Raw genomic sequence first — 16,698 nt, forward strand, 5'->3', positions numbered from 1 at the left:
CGATTCCACGTGCGGAGAAGTTTCGGAGCGGGGACCGGTGTGCGGCGGCGGTACACCTCGTACGATGCGGTCGGGACCCATCCCTGCCAAGGAGGAACACCGATGCCCATCGCGACCCCCGAGGTCTACGCGGAGATGCTGGATCGGGCCAAGGCGAACGAGTTCGCCTACCCCGCCATCAACGTGACCTCGTCCGAAACCGTGAACGCCGCCATCCGCGGCTTCGCCGAAGCGGAGAGCGACGGGATCATCCAGTTCTCCACCGGCGGCGCCGAATTCGCCTCCGGCCAGAAGATCAAGGACATGGTCGTCGGCGCGTCCGCGCTGGCCGAGTTCGCGCAGGTCGTCGCCGCGCGCTACGACGTCAACGTCGCCCTGCACACCGACCACTGCCCCAAGGACAAACTCGACGGATTCGTCCGCCCGCTGCTGGAGATCTCCGCCGAACGGGTCAAGAACGGCGGGCTGCCGCTGTTCCAGTCCCACATGTGGGACGGCTCCGCCATCGACCTCGACGAGAACCTCGTCATCGCGCAGGAGCTGCTGGCCAAAGCCGCCGCCGCGAAGATCATCCTCGAGGTCGAGATCGGTGTCGTCGGCGGCGAAGAAGACGGCGTCGAAGCCGAGATCAACGAGAAGCTCTACACCGCCGAAGGCGACTTCCTCAAGACGATCGACGCGCTCGGCTCCGGCGAGAACGGCCGCTACCTGCTGGCCGCGACGTTCGGCAACGTCCACGGCGTCTACAAGCCCGGCAACGTGAAGCTGCGCCCGGACGTCCTCAAGGGCGGGCAGGAAGCCGCGTCGAAGAAACTCGGCCTCGACGCCGGCTCCAAGCCGTTCGAGCTGGTCTTCCACGGCGGGTCCGGGTCGCTGCCGGAAGAGATCCGCGAAGCGGTCTCGTACGGTGTGGTGAAGATGAACGTGGACACCGACACGCAGTACGCGTTCACCCGCCCGATCGTGGATCACTTTTTCAAGAACTACGACGGTGTGTTGAAGATCGACGGTGAGGTCGGCAACAAGAAGGTCTACGACCCGCGGTCGTACCTGAAGGCTGCTGAGGGTGGCATGGCCGCCCGGATCGTGGAGGCCTGCCAGGCCCTCGGTTCGGCCGGCACCAAGCTCAAGTAAGACGCACACACGAAGGGCCGCCACGGTTTCCGTGGCGGCCCTTCGTCGTGTGGTTGATGATCTTCACCAGTCAATTGTCGCGTGCTACGCCGCGACTCGCCGGGCCACCCACCGCCGGGTCACCGGCCCGGCCGCCGCCCACAGGACGAACACCGCCACCAACGCCACTCCCGCCGTCCAGTACTCCACCGGGGGTGCCGACTCCGTGTGCGCGTCCCCGAGCACCCACGGCCTGAACTGCGACTGCGCCCACAGCGCCCCGTACCCGAACGCCGTCACCAGCAGCGCTCCCGCGCCCGCCGTCAGCAGGCCGTGACCGCGGCCGATCGTGAACGCCAGGTCCACGGCGAGACCCACGAAAAGCAGGTAGAACGGGATCGTCGAGACCGGGAAGCCCAGGCCCAGCAGCAGCGGCCACATCACCGCGCGGTACACGATGTACGCCAGCGCCACCAACGACGCCGACCAGCGGAAGCCCAGCGTGCGCCGCGCCAGGGCCAGGATCAGCGCCATCACGCCGATGCCCCACAGCGGGTACACCCACTCCGGGATCGGCATCGTGAAGTGCAGGATCGCGGTCCGGTCGACCGGGTGGCCGATCTGGTTCGCGGCGAACGACAGCAGGGACGGCTCGGCCTCCGGGGCGCCGCGTTCCCAGGCGCGCAGGCCGAGGATGCCGTACTCCTGCTGGCCGTTCGGGAAGAACGTGTTCTCCAGGAAGAACGCCCACAGCGCGAGCAGCACGCCGGTGCGGAAGCGGCCCGGCGGCGACGACCGCAGCCAGCCGAGCAGGACGCCCGCCTGCATGATGCCGGTGCCCAGGTAGAGCATCATGTGCGACGGGCTCCACGCGGTCAGGTCGAGGCCGTTGACGCGGTGGTTGATGACGTCCAGCGGCGCCGCGACCAGGAACGTCAGCAGGCCGATCTGCATCAGCCGCAGCGACGTCTTGTCGGCGCCCAGGCCGGTGTAGCTGTGGATCGCCACCAGCACGACGATGATCACCGTGCCGACGGTGTTGATCAGGTGCGGCGGCGCCAGGTCGTCGCGCAGCCACATGAAGTGCCACGACATGTCCCACGACGAGCCGACCAGCTTGAACGCGAACGCCGCGAGCCACATCCCGTAGCAGAACCGGAGCACCCAGCCGGGTGTCGGCTGCCCGGGTGCGCCGCGGTGCCAGTGCCGCGTGAAGAACAGCCGCGTCTTGCCGATGGGGCTGCGCGGGATCACGTCCACGACCGGGACGTCGACTGCCTTGGCCATGCGGACATCATGGCCGTTCATGGTCACGAGCGGGCCAAGACAGTGGTAAACGACGCCAAAATCGGGGTTCACCCCTACGGGTGGACGATTTGCTTTCGGGCTGCGGGGCTTGGCAGTGTGTGCCGCCATGATGCCGAAACGAGTTGTGGCCGCTGTCCTGATCGGCGCGCTGGTGCTGGCCGGCGGCGGGGTTCTGGCGGGCCTGTTCTTCTAGCCGGCGGGCGTGGGCAGAATGGGCGCATGACGCACAACCTGCTCGGCCCCGAGCCGACGCTGCTGCCCGAGCACACCGCCGCCCAGGCCGCGCTCGACGCCGGGAACGACCCGGCGACCGTCGCGGCCGAACACCCCGACTACAGCGAGGCGTGGGCCACGCTGGCCGAGAAGGCCTTCGAGTCGGGCGAGACCGTCGCCGCCTACGCGTACGCGCGCACCGGCTACCACCGCGGTCTCGACCAGCTGCGCCGCGCGGGCTGGAAGGGCTTCGGCCCGGTGCCGTGGACGCACCGGCCGAACCAGGGCTTCCTGCGCGCCCTCGCCGTGCTGGGCAAGGCCGCCGGCAAGATCGGCGAGACCGAGGAGTACGACCGCTGCCGGACGTTCCTCGCCGACTCCGACCCGGCCGCCGCGGAAGCCGCCGGCCTCAAGTGACCCCCAAGCCGTGAATGGCCCGTTGAGGGACTCAGAGTCCCTCAACGGGCCATTCACGGCTTTCCGCGTGCCCGGTGAGCAGAACCAGTGAGGTGGGTCACCCATGTCCAGCCCCGCTCCGCGCGGGCGGCCGCGGAAGCTCCCGGTCGGGGAGCAGCGCGCCCGCGTGCTGCGGGCGACGGCGAAGGTCGTCGCGCAGCACGGGATGCAGGGCGCGACGATCGAGCAGATCGCGCGTGAGGCCGGTGTCTCGCGGCAGGCCGTCTACGAACAGTTCGGCGACCGGACGACGCTCTTCGCCGAGGTCGTGGCGGAGGTCGAGGAGCGGGCCTTCGCGGCCATCGCGAGGGCGTCCGCGGCCGACCCGCAGGCCGGCCTGCGGGAGTGGGCGCGGGCCAACTACGCCTCCATGGTCACCTTCGTCGCCGACAGCCCGGAGGCCTACGGCGTGCTCCGGGCGGCGGAACGAGCCGGCGACCCCGCGCTCACGCGGCTGCGGGAGCGGCTGGCGAAGGTCTACGCCGACGCCAGCGCCAAGCGCTGGGCCGCGCACGGCATCGACTCCGGCCGCGCCGACCGGGCGCTCGTCACGCTCTTCTTCGCGATGACCGAGTCGCTGGTCCAGGCGACCTGGGACGGCGAGCCACCGCCGCAGGACGCCCTGATCGACCTGCTGACCGAATTCACCGTCGGCGGCGTCGCCCGCCTGCAGACCAAGGCGAGCGACGTCATCGAGCGGCTGCGCTAAGCGGCCGCCATCGCCAGGGCCGGCGACCCGACCACGCGGTTGCGGCCGCCGTCCTTCGCCGCGTAGACCGCCGCGTCGGCGGACGCCATCACTTCCTCGATGGACGTCCCGTCGAGCGGGTAGGCGGCGACGCCGATGGACGCCGTCTGCCGTTCGATGTCGACGGCTTTGCCTTCGTTGGTCTTGGTGCTGATGATCAGCTCGCTGACCCGTTGCCGGATCCGTTCCGCCGTGACGATCGCGTCGTCCTTGGACGTCGACGGCAGCAGCGCGACGAACTCCTCGCCGCCGAACCGGCCGACCAGGTCGTGCGCCCTGGTCTCCTGCTTGACCACGGCCGCGACCGCCTTGAGCACGTCGTCCCCCGCGAGGTGCCCGTAGGTGTCGTTGATCCGCTTGAAGTGGTCGAGGTCGATCATCATGGCGCCGAAGCTGCCGTTCTCGCGCGCCGCGCGCGAGATCTCCCGCTGTGCGCCGTCCTGCCAGGTGGTGGCGTTGAGCAGCTGCGTCTTCTGGTCGGTGGTGGCGAGCTCCTCGAGCCGCTTGATCAGCACCGACCGCTGCAGTACGTAGAGCGGCAGGATGACCAGTACGGACAGCAGTGGCTCGGTGGTCAGGACCATGACCAGCAGACCGCCGACGCACAGCGTGGCGAGCTCCAGCAGGTTGTCGTCCATGTTGCCGAGGCAGCCTTCGACGGTCGCCTTCTCGGGGGCGGCCAGGTACAGGCCGAGCCCGGTGAGCGCGGTGTTGGTGGCGAAGAAGGCGATGGCGGCGAGCGCCACGGCCGTCATGCCGTGCCCGTGGAGCAGGTCCGCGACGACCCCCGCGGCGAACCCGGACAGGATCATCGTGGTCGCGTTGGCCGCGACACGGTGAGCTTCACCCGGACGGGTTCCGGACCAGCTACGGAACGCGAGGTACACGTAGAGCAACGTGCCGAGTACCGCGACCAGCTGCGGCGGCACCAGCAGTCCGGCGGGCAGCAGCCAGACCGAAGTCATGTTGATGTGCGGGCCGTTGCTCAGGATCCGGCGCTGCCGTTCGATCCGCCTGCTGACCTCGGTCTGTGCCACCGCGAGTCCGGTGAGCAGCGCAAACGTCCCCACGTTCGCGAGCGTGACCGGTATCGTCAGTGCTGTGGTGACCGTCCAGGCGAGCATCACGGCGATCGCGGACAGCGTCGCCGCGATCCACGCGCGCGGCCTCGACCACAGTGCCCAATGCGCAACACCGTGTACCGAGTCTTGTCCAGCCTGTTCCCCCGATGTGACCATTTTTCCCCCAGCCCCTTGCGCAGGTACTCAGTGACAATCTACTCACGGACAGTTTCAGTCCGTTTGCCTGCTGTCCACAAGGGCAAGAGGTGTGTACTTTTTTCTTTGACACCGGAGTGAGAGGTGGCCAGCGATGCGCGGCAAAGATCAGTGACCGCACAGCGCACCGCAAGGTCGCGCAGGTCAAGCCCACGCGCGGGGCAGGTTCAGGCAGGTTCTGCGCGTGCGGCTTCTTTGTCGATCCATCGATCAGGCTCTCCGGACAGGGCGCGCGCCCACAGCACGGCCAACGGCAGGGTGAGGACGATCCCCGCGAGGCCGAAGATGCCGACCGTCGAATGCGGGCTCAGCTGATCGGCCAGGACACCGCCGATCAGTGGGCTGATCCCCATCATCGTCGTCAGGCCGGTGTTCGACAGGCCCATCACCTGCGCCCGCTGTTCGTCGGGCACGGCCAGCGTCAGTGACGCGGTCGCCTGCAGCAGGCACACCGTGCCGAACCCGCCGGACACGATGAACAGGATGATCGAGGTGACCGGCCCCGGCACGAGGAAGCAGGCGATCAGCGGGATCGCGCAGAGCGCCGACAGCGGGCCGATCAGCTTCGGCCGGGCCGAAGCCGGGACCCAGCGGGTGTAGACGAACGTCGCGATCACGCTGCCGATCGGGTCTGCCGCGAGCAGCAGGCCGATCGACTCGGGGCCGCCGCCCGCCGCCGCGACGTACGGCGCCGCGATGCCCTCGTAGACCGGCAGCAACCCCATCAGCCAGGTGAACAGCACCAGCGTCCGCAGCGGCGAGTTCGCGAAGGCGGCGCGGCCACCGCCGCCGAGGGTCGCGAAGAAGGACTTGCGCTTCTCGCCGCGCGCCGCGGCCGGCCGGGCCCGCACGCCGAAGCGGACGAACGCCGCCGAGAGCAGGAACGTCGCGGCGTCGATGGCGAGCGCGATGTGCGGGTCGAGGGCGATCAGCAGCGCGCCGCCGCCGGCGAAACCGAGCAGCTGGGCGCTCTGCACGGTCATGCTCCGGATGCCCATGCCGACGACGAACCGGTCGCCTTCGAGCACCTGCGGCAGCATGGCCAGCTGGGACGCCTTGAACGGCGGGTTCAGCAGCGAAACCCCGCCGACGAGCACGCACATCAGCCAGAACGGCATGCCGGGCACGGCGACGAGCAGGATCAGGGCCGCGCGCAGGACGTCGACCAGCACCATCACGCTGCGGCGGGGGAAGCGGTCGGCCAGCCCGGTCAGGAAGATCCCGCCCAGCAGCGAAGGGGCGTAGGTGAGCGCGTAGGTCAGACCGGTGAGGGTGGCCGAGTTGGTGCCGGTGAACACCAGGATGGACAGAGCGACTCTCGCCAGCTGGTCGCCCGCGATCGACAGCAGTTCCCCGAACCAGAGCGCACGGAACTCGGCGATTCCGAACACCTCGCGGAACGTGATCCGATCCGGCGGTGCTGCCATGCGTGTCTCCCGACCTCTTCTGCGGATCGTGCCCCGTGCATGACCGGCGGTGAGGGTGAGGACCGGACGGTCATGGGGTGGTCACGAAACGTGATTTACCCAAGCCAGTGTCCCGTGACTGTTGGTGAATCTCTAGGTGCTTTCGCCGGTATCGAAGGTGTCACGGAGCTTTCCCGAACGTGTCAGACGATAGCCCGCAGTGTCTGAGTGGTCGCCCAGGAGTCACCAATGGATCATTCCGTACCCCTTGGCCCAGGGCCAGAGGCAAAAGTAGCCACCTCGCGCGGGGCGAGGTGGCTACTTGGGGGAACGAGACTCAGCCGTCGACGGCGAGGGCGTCCTCCGCGGGAGTCCGGGTGGTTCCGGCGGCCCGGGCCGCGTCGCGCTTGGCGACCTCTTCGCGGACGATCGGGATGACGTACCGGCCGAAGTCGATGGTGTCGCCGAGCATGTCGTAACCCCGCGCGGACAGGATCCCGACGCCGAGGTCGTAGTAGTCCAGCAGCGCCTGCGCGACCGTCTCCGGCGTGCCGACCAGCGCGTTCGAGTTGCCGGCGCCGCCCGTCGCGGCCGCCGTCGGGGTCCACAAAGCCCGGTCGAACCGCTCACCCCGCTCGGCGACCGCCAACAGCCGCTGGGAGCCCGTGTTCTCCGGTTCGGTCAGGTTGTGACGACGGGTCAGTGGCTGCCCACCCTTCGTGCGATCCTTGATCGCGCCGACCGTGCGGTGGGCCTTCTCCCAGGCCAGCTCCTCCGTCGGGGCGATGATCGGCCGGAACGCGACCTGGATGCGCGGCACGTCCGTGCGGCCGGCGGCCCGCGCCGCCGCCTTGACCGACTCGATCTGCTCGGCGGTCTGGGCCAGCGGCTCGCCCCACAGGCAGAAGATGTCCGCTTCGGCGCCACCGGCGGCGTACGCGGCCGGCGAGGACCCTCCGAACGAGACGCCCGGCCGGGGCTGCTGCACCGGCTTGATGTCGCTGACGTAGTCCGCGAAGCGGTAGTACTCACCCTCGAAGTCGAACGGCTCGTCCGACGTCCAGGCCTTCTTGATGATCTGGATGGCCTCGCGGGTACGCCCGTAGCGCTGGTCTTTCGTCAGGAAGTCGCCCTCGCGCTGCTGCTCGTGGTCGTTGCCGCCGGTGATGAAGTGGACCGTCAGCCGGCCGTCGGAAATCCGGTCGAGCGTGGCGAACGTCTTCGCGGCGAACGTCGGGTACGAGACGTTCGCCCGGTGCGCGAGCAGGATCTGCAGTTTGTCCAGCTTCGTGGCGACGTACGCGGCCGCCTGCGCGGGATCCGGCGAACCCGAGCCGTAGGCGAACAGCACGCGGTCCCAGCCGAAGTCTTCGTGCGCGCGGGCCAGGCGCAGCGTGTACTCCTTGTCGAACACCCCGCCCGAGCGGGCGTGCGTCTCCGACCCGTCGTGCGTGCCCCCGATGCCCAGGAACTCCACCGGCATGACGTCCACCTTCTCTCGCTTCGCTGCCTCCACGGCTACGCCTGGGCGCACCGCGGCGGCAACGACGTCCGCAGGGTGGAACGGCTCAACGCCGGCGGACGCGTTCGATCACCTCGATCGACGCGCGCACCTGGTCGAAGGTGGGCGGGTCCGCCCGGTTGAACACGACGGTCAGGGACCGGCGCGGGATGACCACGAACTCGACGTCGACCCCGGCTCCTTCGGCGGCGGCCTCGACGACGTCCCGCCAGTGCTGCGGGTCGAGGCCGTCCTGGTCGCCCCATTCGTGTGCGTAGATCGCCCAGTTGCCCTTGAGCAGGGTGCCGACCACGTCCTGCGCGGTGTGGACGCGGTGCGGCGTGCCGATGTCATCGGCCAAGTCTTCGGCGGCCGGGCGACGTCGAGAAGGCCCGGGCGCCTGGGTGGGTGAGGGACAAATCCGCTCCTTTTCGCCAGGTGGGCGGGGCACTGCGGCGGGGATTCGGCGCCACCGGGCGAAGTGATTGGTCCGGCTCGGATTCCGCTCGGGAATTCCGCACTGTGAGAAGCACGTCCGGCGCCCCGGCTCCGGCGTAGCTTCGATCGCGTGGCCGATCCAGCGCCGTTCACACTCGCCGTCGTGGGCGCCGGACCCCGCGGGGTCGGCGTCCTCGAACGGCTCGGCGCGAACGCCGCCGAACTGCTCGGCGACCGGCGCCTCGAGGTGCACCTGATCGATCCCTTCCCGCCCGGGCCGGGCCGCGTGTGGCGCTACGACCAGTCGCCGTTGCTGCGGATGAACTCCATGCCCGAGGACGTCACGATGTTCACCGACGAATCGGTGAAGATGGCCGGCCCGGTGCTGCCGGGGCCGTCGCTGCTGGAGTGGGCGCGGCAGGTGCGGGACGGGTCGCTCGAGGCCGAAGTGCCCGCCGACGTCGGCGCCGAACTCACCGCGCTGGACGCCTTCCACTTCCCGACGCGGCGGCTGCAGAGCGCGTACCTGACCTGGGTGTACCGGAAGATCCTCGGCGACCTGCCCGGCGGCATCGGCGTCGTCGAGCACGCGGCGCGCGCGGTGGACGTCGACGGCTCGCTCGTCCGGCTCTCGGACGGTTCGGAGCTGAACGCGGACGCCGTCGTGTTCACGGTCGGGCACCTCGACGCGGAACCGGACGAGCGGGAGCGCGAGCTGGCGTCGTTCGCCGGGCGCCACGGCCTGGCCTACTATCCCGCCGGCTACACCGCCGACGTCGACTACTCCGGCGTCGAACCGGGGGAAACCGTGCTGGTGCGCGGGTTCGGGCTGGCGTTCGTCGACCTGATGCTGCTGCTGACCGAAGGCCGCGGCGGCCGCTTCGAGGAGCTGGACGGCGGCGGCCTGCGCTACCACCCGAGCGGCGCCGAGCCGGTGCTGCACGTCGGCTCGCGGCGCGGTGTGCCCTACCACGCGAAGATCGGCTACCGGCTGCGGGGGAAACCGTTGCGGCTGCCCCGGTTCTTCGACGCCTACGCGATCGACGAGCTGGCCGGGGCGCCGGGCGCGCTCGACTTCCGCGCCGACGTCTGGCCGCGGGTCGCGAAGGAACTGGCCTGGGGTTACTACAGCGAGCTGTTCACCGGGCACCCGGACCGGGTGCGGCTGGACTTCGCCGTGTTCGCCGACGCTTTCGCCGACCTGGCCTGGGATTCGCCGGGGATGCGGGACCTCGTCGCCCGGGCCGTGCCCGCCGAGGAGGACCGCCTCGACCTCGACCGGCTGGACCGGCCGATGGCGGACCGCGCGTTCGGCACGGCCGAGGAGTTCGGCAAGGAGCTGCGCGAATACCTCGAGGCCGACCTCGCGCGCCGCGCCGACCAGACGTTCAGCGCCGACCTGGGCGCGTTCATGGCGCTGCTCTCGGTGTACGGCCAGATGCCCGCGCTGGTCCAAAAGCGACGGTTGAACGCGGCCTCCCAGGTGTCCGATATGGACGGCTGGTTCCACGGATTCTTCTCGTACTACGCCAGCGGCCCGCCGCCACGGCGGCTGGAAGAACTGCTCGCGCTGCACGAGGCGGGCGTGGTTTCGTTCGCGGGCGCGGAAATGCGTGTCACGGCGGACGCCGCGCGCGGCGTCTTCGTGGCGTCCGGCGCGAGCTACCCGGGCGAGGTCGAGTCCCGCACGTTGATCGAGGCGCGCCTGCCGGCCCCGAGCGTGACCCGCGCGGCGGACGGCTTGCTGCAGCAGCTGCGCGACACGGGTCAGCTGGCCGAGGAGACGGTGGCGGACCCGGAGACCGGCGTGCACCTGCCGTCGGGCCGGATCCACACGCGCGTCTCGGACTCCCGTCTTCTGGACGGCGCGGGCCACCCGCACACGCACCGGTTCGCGGTGGGTCCGCACACGAGCGCCCGCTCGGCCGCGGCCTTCACGCGGCCGCGCACGAACGCGGCGTCGTTCCGGCAGAACGACGCCGTGGCGCGCGAGATCCTGGCGCTGGTCAACCCACCCAGCTGACGAGTTCGGCAAGCACCTGTTCCGGCGCGGGCATGGCCGCGATCTCTCGTGCGACGCCCTGGGCGATCTCGCGCGGTTCGGGGTCGGCCAGCAGTTCGCGGGCCGCGGCCGCGATCGCGGCCATCCGCACGGCGTCGCCCACCAGGGACTTCGCCGCGCCCAGGGCGGTGAGCGCCTCCGCGTTGACGAACTGGTCGGCGCCCTGCGGCAGCACCAGCTGCGGCAGGCCGGCGGCGAGCGCGGCGAGCACCGTGCCGGTGCCGCCGTGGTGTACCACCAGGCCCGCGTGCTTCAGCACCTCGGACTGCGGCACGAACCCGGCGGCCCGCACCCCGGGCGGCAGCTCACCCAGCAGCGCGGGATCACCGGGGCCGAGCGCCACCAGCACGTCGGCCGGCAGCCGGGCCAGCGCGTGGAGCGCGCCGCGCAGCACCTGCGTCGCGCCGAAGACGACCGTGCCCAGGGTCAGGTAGACGAACCCGTCGGCCGGCAGCGGCGGCAGGGGGACGTCGGGATGGACCGGCGTCGGACGCATCCGGAACACCTTCGGCACGCCCGCGGTGCCCGGGTCGCGGACGCTGTCGGGCCAGACGTCGACGCAGGCGTCGCCGAACATCGCGTCCGCGGGGAGCGTGCCCCAGAGCGGGGCCAGGCGTTCGGTGGCGAGGGCCAGCAGCTCCGGCGGCATGGACCGGCCGATCACGACGGAGACGGCGGGGATGCCCGCCCGTCGGGCCGCCACCCCGGCGCCGACGTCGCTCTGCTCGTAGACGACCAGGTCCGGGCGCAGCCGCGGGAGCAGCGGCGTCAGGTCGTCGAGCAGTGCCGCCGGCAGCAGCTCGCCGAACATCGTGATGCCGACCTCGGCGAAGCCGGCGTCCTCACCGTGCCGCGCTTTGGCTTCGGTTTCGGCGTCGCTGATGGAGATGCCGGCGCGGTGGACCTCGAAACCGAGGTCGCGCACGGTCGCGAGGAACGCCTCACCGGTGCCGAACACGACGTCGTGCCCCGCCGCTTTCGCCGCGTTCGCCAGCGGGAGCAGGGGAAAGAGGTGGCCGTACGCCGGGCGGCACGAGAAGAGGATTCGCACGCACCCGAGCGTAGTAGTTCAGCGACTCACGACGGGACGAGTCTCGTCAGACCTCCTGCACCGAACGCCCGGGGATCGCCGCCAGTAGTTCCTTCGTGTACTCCGCCTTCGGCTCGTGCAACACCTGCGCGGCCGGGCCCAGCTCCACCAGCGCGCCCGCCCGCAGGACGCCGACCTGGTCCGCCAGCTGCCGGACCACCGCCAGGTCGTGCGAGATGAACAGGTACGACAGCCCCAGCTCCGCCTGCAGCTCCGCCAGCAGCCGCAGGATCTGGGCCTGCACCGAGACGTCCAGCGCCGACACCGGCTCGTCGCACACCACCAGGTCCGGCCGCAGCGCCAGCGCGCGGGCGATCGCCACCCGTTGCCGCTGGCCGCCCGACAGCTCCGCCGGCTTGCGGCGGGCGATCGACGCCGGCAGCGCCACCTGTTCCAGCAACTCCGGGACCCGGTCGCGCGGAAGCCCGAACGCCCGCAGCGGCTCGGCGACGACGTCCTCGATCGAGAACTTCGGGTTCAGCGACGCATACGGGTTCTGGTAGACGATCTGCATCCGCCGCCGCAGTCTTCGCAGTTCGGTGCCGGACAACGCGGTGATGTCCCGGCCGTCGAACTCCACCGAACCCGCCGACGGTGTCTCCAGCCGGAGCACCATGCGGGCGGTCGTCGACTTGCCCGAGCCCGACTCGCCGACCAGCGCCAGCGTCTGGCCGCGCGGGATGTCGAACGAGATCCCGTCGACCGCGCGGATGCCGCCGTCGAACGTTTTCGCGAGGTCGCGCACCGACACCAGCGGCTCGGCGGTCGGGGCCGCCGGACGCAACGTGCTCGTCATGCTCGGCGCCGCCGCGAGCAACTGCTGCGTGTACGGCTGCGAAGGCGCGCTGACGATTTCGGCGGTCTTGCCCTCTTCGACGACCGAGCCCTGCGAGAGCACCACGATCCGGGACGCGCGATCGGCGGCGACACCCAGATCGTGCGTGATCAGCAGGATCGCCGTGCCCATTTCGAGAGCCAGCGACGTCAGGTGGTCGAGGATCCGGCGCTGCACGGTGACGTCCAGCGCCGATGTCGGCTCGTCCGCGATGATCAGCTTCGGCCGCCCGGCCAGCGCGGACGCGATCAGCACGCGCTGCCGGAGCCCGCCCGACAGCTGGTGCGGGTACTGCTTCGCGCGCAGCTCCGGCGAGGGCACGCCCGCGCGTTCGAGCAGTTCGACGGCCTGCAGCGCGGCACCGCGCCGGTCCGCGAGCCCGTGGATCTTCAGCACCTCCGCGACCTGGTCGCCGACCCGGTGCACCGGGTTCAGCGACACCGCTGGGTCCTGCGGCACCAGCGCGATCTCGCGCCCGCGCACCCCGCGCCACTGCTTGTCCGACAGGGAAAGCAGGTCCCGGCCGTCGAAGGTGATCGAGCCGCCGTCGACGCGGCCGCCGCGGGGCAGCAGGCCGATCGCCGCGTGCGCCGTGGTCGACTTGCCCGAGCCCGATTCCCCCACGACGGCGACCACCTCACCCGCGGCGACGTCCAGGCCGACGTCACGGACCGCCGGGATCTTCCGGTACGACACGGCCAGGTTTTCGATGCGCAGCAGGGTCATCGCTCGCCTCCGTCCAGTGCGCGGGACAGCCGGTTCGCGGAGAGGACCACCGCCGCGACCGTCAGTCCCGGGAAGGTCGTCATCCACCAGGCCGTGGCCAGGAAACTGCGGCCGCCGGCGACGAGTGAGCCCCACTCCGGCGTCGGCGGGGTCGCGCCGAACCCGAGGAAGCTCAGCGCCGACACCTCGAGCACGGCCGTGCCGAGGGTGAGCGTCGCCAGTGCGAGCACCGGGCCCGCCGCGTTCGGCAGGACGTGCCGCAGCAGCACGCCCGACCAGCGCACGCCGCTGGCTCGCGCGGCTTCGACGAAAACGCCGCTTCGCACGCGAAGCACCTCCGCGCGCATGACGCGTGCGAAGGACGCGAGGTTCGCGATGCCGACGGCGATCGCGACGTTCGTCGTGCCGAAGCCCAGCGCCGTGACCAGGGCCAGCGACAGCAGGATCGGCGGGATGGCCAGGAAGACGTCGACGATCCGCATGATCACGGTGTCGGCCCAGCCGCCGCGGAACCCGGCGAGCAGGCCCAGCGCCGAGCCGGCGATCAACGCCGTGAGCACGGCGATCGCGGTCGCGCGCAGCGAGAGCGACGCGCCGTGGATCACCCGCGCATAGACGTCACGGCCGGTTTCGTCGGTGCCGAAGAAATGGTTCAGGGACGGCCCCTGCAGCCGTTCGGCCGGGACGCCGGTGATCGGGTCGTAGCTGGTCAGCAGCCCCGGCACGAACGCGGCGAGCAGCACGAACGCCAGCACCACGACGGCGATCACGAGCCCGGGTGAGAACGGCACTTTCACGTGAAAGTGCCGCTTGGTCGCGAGGTCAACCACGGGCCACCGCCTCGGGGGTACGCGCGATCCGCGGATCGAGCAGCGGGTACAGCAGGTCGACGATCAGGTTGAGCACCACGAACACCAGCGCGGCCAGCACGATCACCGCCTGCACCACCGGGACGTCCTGCGCGGTGACGGCGGCCGCGGTGACCCGGCCGACGCCGTCGCGCGAGAACACCGTCTCGGTGATCACCGAACCGGCGACCAGGTTGCCCGCCACCACGCCGGCGACGGTCAGCGTCGGCACGGCGGCGTTGCGCAGCAGGTGTCCGAAGTGGACGCGCCAGCGGCTCGCGCCCTTGGCCGCGGCGATCTCCGCGTACGGCTGCTCCTGCTGCGTGGCCAGGCTCTTCGCCAGCACCTGGCCGATGATCGCGCCGGTCGGCAGGGCGAGGGTGATCGCGGGCAGGATCAGCGCCGCGAACCCCTGCGTGCCGAGCGCGGGCAACAGCCGCAGCCGGAACGAGAAGAACTGGATCAGCAGCAGCCCGACCCAGAACGGCGGCAGCGAGATCGCCAGCGACGGCAGGGACAGCAGCGCCTGGCGCAACCAGCGGAACCGCGTGAACGTGCCGAGGAACGCCGAGCCGCCGCCGAACAGCACGGCGAACACCAGCGCCAGGCTCGTCACCGCGAGCGTCGGCGGCAACGCCGTGACGACCATGTGCGTCGCGTCGTCACCGGTCGCGACACTGCGGCCGAAGTCGCCGTGCAGCGCCGAGACCAGCCGTTTCAGGTACTGCACCGGCAGCGGCGAGTCCAGACCGTACTCCGCGCGGGCCGCGGCGAGCTGCTCCGGCGTCGTCGACGACCCGGCCTCCCCGCCGGCGAGCTTCGCCGAAACGGCGTCCCCCGGCAGCAGGTAGAGGATCAGGAACGACAGCGTGAACGCCGCCCACAGCACGAAGACCGCTTGCGCGACCCGGCGGAGCAGGTAGTTCCTCACGACAGCCACGCGTCGAACAGCTGCAGCCGTGACGACGCTTCGAAGTCGACGGCGTGCGCCTGCGCGCTCTGCGCGACGACCTGGGTCAGCTCGAACACCGGCACCGCGTAGGCGTGGTCGACGATCAGTTTCTGGGCCTCGTCGGCCGACGGCTTGCGCTTGGCGTTGTCCACAGTGGACGACTGGGCGTCGAGGGCGACGTCGAGCGGGTTGCCCGGCGTGAGCCGGCTGCGGTTGCCGGCCTTCGTGGAGAACTGGCCGCGCAGGATGTCCGGGTCGGCGCGGGTCACGTTGTACCAGAGGAAGTCGTAGTTCCCGGCGAGCTGGATCTGCGTGGTCTCGGCGTTGGTGTGCTGCTCGATCTTCAGGTCGAAGCCGATCTTGCGCAGCTGCTGCTGGATCAGCTCCAGCACGCTGCGGTTCTGGTTGAACACCGGCGAGAACACCACGGCCGCGCTCAGCCGCTGCCCGTTCTTCGTGCGGATCCCGTCGGCGCCGGGCACCCAGCCGTCGCCGTCCAGCAAAGCTGCGGCGCCCTTCTGGTCGTACGCGAGCTGCGCGGACAAGTCGCTGTGCAACGGCGTCGCCGAGCCCAGGATGCTGGTGGCCGGCTTGTAGCTGGGCGTCAGCACGGTGTTCACGACCTCGGTGCGGTCGACGCCCTTGAGCACGGCCTGGCGCACCTTTTCGTCGGTGAGCACGCCGCGGGTGGTGTTCGCGTGCAGGTTGAACACGACGCCGGGGTTCGGCCGGATGTTCTCGGTGAAGCCGTTGCTCGTGAACTGCGGCTCGTCGACCGGCTGGACGTCGGTGATCGCGTCGAGCTGGCCGGAGGCGAGGCTGCCGGTGCGGACGCCGGGCTCCGGCACGATCTTGTAGTCGATCTTGTCGAGGTACGCCTCACCCTGGTGCTTGAACAGCGACGAGCCCCAGGTGTAGCCCTTGCGCTTGGCCAGCACGATCTCCTGGTTCTGCTTCAGGCTTTCGAAGACGAACGGCCCGGAGCCGACCAGGCCGTTGCCCTGGCAGCGCTGCTCCGGCGTCTTCTTGAAGGCCGCGGGGGCCAGGACGCCGAGTGACACCGTCGAGCTGGCCTGCAGGAACTGGGCGCTGGGCGCGGAGAACTCGAGGCGCGCGGTCCGCGGGTCGACGACGGTCGTGCTCTTGTAGGCCGCGAGGTAGCCGAAGCCGAGCTGGGCCTTCGTGCCGAGGGCCTTGATGCCGTCGAAGCTGGTCTTGATCGCGGTGGCGTCGACCGGAGTGCCGTCGGAGAACGTCGCGCCGGCCCGCAGGTGGAAGGTGAACGCCGTCGAATCGGCGTTGCTCTCCCACTTCTCGGCCAGCCACGGCTTGATCTCGCCGGTCTTCGGGTCCTGGTCGGTCAGCGAGTCGACCAGCTGGCGCGCGACGTTGATCGACGCGTTCGTGGCGGTCTGCTGCGGGTCTATGCAGTCGGGCGCGGACGAGATGCCGAGACGGAGCGTGCCGCCGGCCTTGGGCGGCCCGGAAGCGGCTTGTTCGGTGCCGGCGGCGGCGCAGGCGGTCAGGAGGATGGGCAGGGTGAGCAGGGCCGCGGCGTTGCGGGCACGGGAAAGCGGGGACACCGACGGCCTCCAGCGGGGAGTGGTTGCGTCTTCAAGCGCGACGCTAGTTCCGCCCTTGAGGCCGTCCCACAGAGCGAACCGGGGTCCCATTCCCTGGCACCGCAGGGATTCCCCCTTGACACGCCATGAGGGGCACCCTCAG

14 protein-coding genes are annotated in these 16,698 nt (G+C 70.6%); 4 read left to right on the forward strand and 10 right to left on the reverse strand.

What is annotated here, in order from left to right:
- Positions 1 to 102 precede the first annotated feature (102 nt).
- Complete coding sequence (fbaA, locus tag OG494_RS38285) at positions 103 to 1,134, forward strand: class II fructose-bisphosphate aldolase (protein WP_328447163.1); 1,032 nt, start codon at positions 103 to 105, stop codon at positions 1,132 to 1,134.
- A gap of 84 nt (positions 1,135 to 1,218) precedes the next feature.
- On the opposite strand, the gene OG494_RS38290 is transcribed toward fbaA, so the two are convergent.
- Positions 1,219 to 2,400 carry a hypothetical protein gene (locus OG494_RS38290; protein WP_328447165.1) on the reverse strand — a complete coding sequence of 394 codons (1,182 nt, stop codon included), beginning with the start codon at positions 2,398 to 2,400 and terminating at the stop codon, positions 1,219 to 1,221.
- Positions 2,401 to 2,640: 240 nt separating this feature from the next.
- Between OG494_RS38290 and OG494_RS38295 the strand changes: the two genes are divergently transcribed.
- A complete protein-coding gene (locus OG494_RS38295) occupies positions 2,641 to 3,051 on the forward strand; it encodes a DUF3151 domain-containing protein (RefSeq protein WP_328447166.1) in 411 nt (136 codons plus the stop codon).
- Between the two features lie 103 nt (positions 3,052 to 3,154).
- Complete coding sequence (locus tag OG494_RS38300; protein ID WP_328447168.1) at positions 3,155 to 3,799, forward strand: TetR/AcrR family transcriptional regulator; 645 nt, start codon at positions 3,155 to 3,157, stop codon at positions 3,797 to 3,799.
- Here the strand turns inward: OG494_RS38300 and OG494_RS38305 are convergent.
- The 4 genes from OG494_RS38305 to OG494_RS38320 all read right to left on the reverse strand — a co-directional run bounded on the left by OG494_RS38305 (position 3,796) and on the right by OG494_RS38320 (position 8,383).
- A complete protein-coding gene (locus tag OG494_RS38305; protein WP_328447169.1) occupies positions 3,796 to 4,962 on the reverse strand; it encodes a GGDEF domain-containing protein in 1,167 nt (388 codons plus the stop codon). The two genes, OG494_RS38300 and OG494_RS38305, sit on opposite strands and share 4 nt — an antisense overlap.
- A gap of 320 nt (positions 4,963 to 5,282) precedes the next feature.
- Positions 5,283 to 6,542: an MFS transporter gene (locus OG494_RS38310; RefSeq protein ID WP_328447170.1), complete on the reverse strand. Its 1,260-nt coding sequence runs from the start codon at positions 6,540 to 6,542 to the stop codon at positions 5,283 to 5,285.
- 316 nt (positions 6,543 to 6,858) lie between these two features.
- A complete protein-coding gene (locus tag OG494_RS38315; RefSeq protein WP_328447171.1) occupies positions 6,859 to 8,004 on the reverse strand; it encodes an LLM class flavin-dependent oxidoreductase in 1,146 nt (381 codons plus the stop codon).
- A gap of 85 nt (positions 8,005 to 8,089) precedes the next feature.
- Complete coding sequence (locus OG494_RS38320) at positions 8,090 to 8,383, reverse strand: hypothetical protein (RefSeq protein ID WP_328447173.1); 294 nt, start codon at positions 8,381 to 8,383, stop codon at positions 8,090 to 8,092.
- Between the two features lie 207 nt (positions 8,384 to 8,590).
- Here OG494_RS38320 and OG494_RS38325 point away from each other — a divergent pair, with 207 nt between their 5' ends.
- Positions 8,591 to 10,483, forward strand: a complete 1,893-nt coding sequence (locus tag OG494_RS38325) for an FAD/NAD(P)-binding protein (protein ID WP_328447175.1) — start codon at positions 8,591 to 8,593, stop codon at positions 10,481 to 10,483.
- Here the strand turns inward: OG494_RS38325 and OG494_RS38330 are convergent.
- From OG494_RS38330 to OG494_RS38350, 5 genes are read right to left on the reverse strand one after another with little or no spacing between them, the layout of a single operon-like run.
- Positions 10,467 to 11,573, reverse strand: coding sequence for a glycosyltransferase (locus OG494_RS38330; RefSeq protein ID WP_328447177.1), 1,107 nt, complete (start codon positions 11,571 to 11,573; stop codon positions 10,467 to 10,469). The genes OG494_RS38325 and OG494_RS38330 overlap by 17 nt on opposite strands.
- Before the next feature lie 46 nt (positions 11,574 to 11,619).
- Positions 11,620 to 13,173: an ABC transporter ATP-binding protein gene (locus OG494_RS38335; protein ID WP_328447178.1), complete on the reverse strand. Its 1,554-nt coding sequence runs from the start codon at positions 13,171 to 13,173 to the stop codon at positions 11,620 to 11,622.
- A complete protein-coding gene (locus tag OG494_RS38340) occupies positions 13,170 to 14,003 on the reverse strand; it encodes an ABC transporter permease (protein ID WP_328447180.1) in 834 nt (277 codons plus the stop codon). The genes OG494_RS38335 and OG494_RS38340 overlap by 4 nt, the downstream gene beginning before the upstream one ends.
- Positions 13,996 to 14,952: an ABC transporter permease gene (locus OG494_RS38345; RefSeq protein ID WP_328459149.1), complete on the reverse strand. Its 957-nt coding sequence runs from the start codon at positions 14,950 to 14,952 to the stop codon at positions 13,996 to 13,998. The genes OG494_RS38340 and OG494_RS38345 overlap by 8 nt, the downstream gene beginning before the upstream one ends.
- A complete protein-coding gene (locus tag OG494_RS38350; RefSeq protein WP_328447182.1) occupies positions 14,949 to 16,556 on the reverse strand; it encodes an ABC transporter substrate-binding protein in 1,608 nt (535 codons plus the stop codon). The genes OG494_RS38345 and OG494_RS38350 overlap by 4 nt, the downstream gene beginning before the upstream one ends.
- Between the last annotated feature and the right edge of the window lie 142 nt (positions 16,557 to 16,698).

The sequence above is a fragment of the Amycolatopsis sp. NBC_00438 genome (genome assembly GCF_036026695.1).
In the GTDB taxonomy this organism is placed as follows: domain Bacteria; phylum Actinomycetota; class Actinomycetes; order Mycobacteriales; family Pseudonocardiaceae; genus Amycolatopsis.

Excerpts from the sequence above, each read along its gene's own strand:
- fbaA (WP_328447163.1), top strand. The coding sequence starts at position 103 with ATGCCCATCGCGACCCCCGAGGTCTACGCGGAGATGCTGGATCGGGCC.
- OG494_RS38290 (WP_328447165.1), bottom strand. The coding sequence starts at position 2,400 with ATGGCCAAGGCAGTCGACGTCCCGGTCGTGGACGTGATCCCGCGCAGC.
- OG494_RS38295 (WP_328447166.1), top strand. The coding sequence starts at position 2,641 with ATGACGCACAACCTGCTCGGCCCCGAGCCGACGCTGCTGCCCGAGCAC.
- OG494_RS38305 (WP_328447169.1), bottom strand. The coding sequence starts at position 4,962 with ATGCTCGCCTGGACGGTCACCACAGCACTGACGATACCGGTCACGCTC.
- OG494_RS38310 (WP_328447170.1), bottom strand. The coding sequence starts at position 6,542 with ATGGCAGCACCGCCGGATCGGATCACGTTCCGCGAGGTGTTCGGAATC.
- OG494_RS38300 (WP_328447168.1), top strand. The coding sequence starts at position 3,155 with ATGTCCAGCCCCGCTCCGCGCGGGCGGCCGCGGAAGCTCCCGGTCGGG.
- OG494_RS38335 (WP_328447178.1), bottom strand. The coding sequence starts at position 13,173 with ATGACCCTGCTGCGCATCGAAAACCTGGCCGTGTCGTACCGGAAGATC.
- OG494_RS38315 (WP_328447171.1), bottom strand. The coding sequence starts at position 8,004 with ATGCCGGTGGAGTTCCTGGGCATCGGGGGCACGCACGACGGGTCGGAG.